Below are 1,741 nucleotides of genomic sequence, written 5' to 3' on the forward strand. Positions count from 1 at the left end.
GGTAAAGGGCGTCTTTACAATCGCCGGTTTTTGCAGATGTGCAGCCACTATCTGGTCGATCCAGTCGCCTGCACGCCGGCGTCTGGCTGGGAGAAGGGGCAGGTTGAGAACCAGGTCGGGCTGGTCAGGGAACGCTTCTTCACGCCGCGTCTGCGGTTCAAAAACCTCGACGAGTTAAACGCCTGGCTGCTCGACAAATGCATCACCTACGCCAAGGCTCATCGCCATCCGGAACTGGTCGATCAGACGATCTGGGACGTGTTCGAAGTCGAACGCCCTAGGCTCGTTCCCTATGCAGGGCGATTTGACGGCTTCCATGCGGTGACGGCGTCGGTCTCGAAGACCTGCCTGGTGCGCTTCGACAACAACAAGTACTCGGTCGCAGCCAGTGCAGTCGGACGACCGGTCGAGGTTCAAGCCTATGCCGATCGCATCGTGATCCGCCAGGATGGACGTATCGTTGCCGAGCATCAGCGATCCTTTGGCCGCGGCGATACCGTCTACGACCCTTGGCATTATGTGCCGGTGCTCGCCCGCAAACCCGGCGCCTTACGCAACGGCGCTCCCTTCAAGGACTGGGTGCTGCCGGCCGCGATCGAGCGGATCCGGCGCAAGCTTGCCAGCATCGACGATGGCAATCGGCAGATGGTCGACATCCTCAACGCGGTGCTGACTGACGGTCTGCCTGCGGTGGAAGCGGCCTGTGCCGAAGCGCTCAGTCACAGCGTTCATTCCGCCGATGTGGTGCTCAACATCCTGGCCCGTCAACGTGAGCCAGCCCCGCCGGCCAACATCATGACGCCAGCCGCCCTGACGCTCCGTCATGCACCAATCGCCGATTGTGCCCGCTACGACAACCTTCGGAGGACCAACTGATGGAACGAACTCAAATCTTCGACCTCATGGGCGAGCTCAAGCTCTATGGCATGAAGGCTGCCTTCGACGAGATCATGGCAACTGCCGTCAAACGTCAGCATGAACCCCAGCGCATCGTTGGCGATCTACTCTCCGCCGAGATCAACGAGAAGCAAGCCAGATCTATCAAATACCAGCTCACCATTGCCAAGCTGCCGCTTGCCAAGGACATTGCCGACTTCCAGTTCGACGGCACGCCGATCAATCAGACGCTCGTCAATGATCTTGCTGGCGGCGGCTTCGTCGCCCAACAGCGCAACGTCGTGCTGGTCGGCGGCACCGGCACAGGCAAAACCCACCTGGCCATTGCCATCGCAAGAAGCTGCATCCGATCTGGTGCCCGCGGCCGCTTCTTCAACGTGGTCGACCTCGTCAACCGCCTCGAGACCGAGACCCGCAATGGACGGCAGGGACGGCTTGCCGAGCATCTGACCCGGATGGACTTCATCGTGCTGGACGAACTCGGCTATTTGCCCTTCGCCCAGTCCGGTGGCCAGCTTCTCTTCCACCTCGTCAGCCGGCTCTATGAGCGCGCCTCCGTCATCGTGACCACCAATCTCGCATTCGGCGAATGGCCCAGCGTGTTCGGCGACGCCAAAATGACCACAGCGTTGCTCGACCGATTGACCCATCACTGCGACATCGTCGAGACCGGCAACGATAGCTGGCGGTTCAAAAGCCGAGACGACGATCACGCCACCCGCGCTCGTCTCGCCTCCGCTATCCCGGCCAGCTCCGACGAGACCAGCGCTACCAGCAAACCCCGCCGCGGAAAGGGGTCAAAATTGGACGCCGATGAAGGGTCAAATTTGCAAGCCGATTGACA

Annotated in this window: 1 protein-coding gene and 1 pseudogene; both read left to right on the forward strand. The window is 60.9% G+C overall.

From position 1 onward, the window contains the following. Positions 1 to 876 (forward strand): annotated as a pseudogene (locus QJT78_RS50880) (IS21 family transposase); the annotation flags it as partial. Then, positions 876 to 1,739, forward strand: a complete 864-nt coding sequence (gene istB / locus QJT78_RS50885) for an IS21-like element helper ATPase IstB (RefSeq protein WP_011090918.1) — start codon at positions 876 to 878, stop codon at positions 1,737 to 1,739. The pseudogene QJT78_RS50880 and the gene istB, both read left to right, overlap by 1 nt. The last annotated feature ends 2 nt before the right edge of the window (positions 1,740 to 1,741 follow it).

This window comes from Bradyrhizobium sp. Mp27, assembly GCF_029953005.1.
Lineage (GTDB): Bacteria > Pseudomonadota > Alphaproteobacteria > Rhizobiales > Xanthobacteraceae > Bradyrhizobium > Bradyrhizobium barranii.

Excerpts from the sequence above, each read along its gene's own strand:
- istB (WP_011090918.1), top strand. The coding sequence starts at position 876 with ATGGAACGAACTCAAATCTTCGACCTCATGGGCGAGCTCAAGCTCTAT.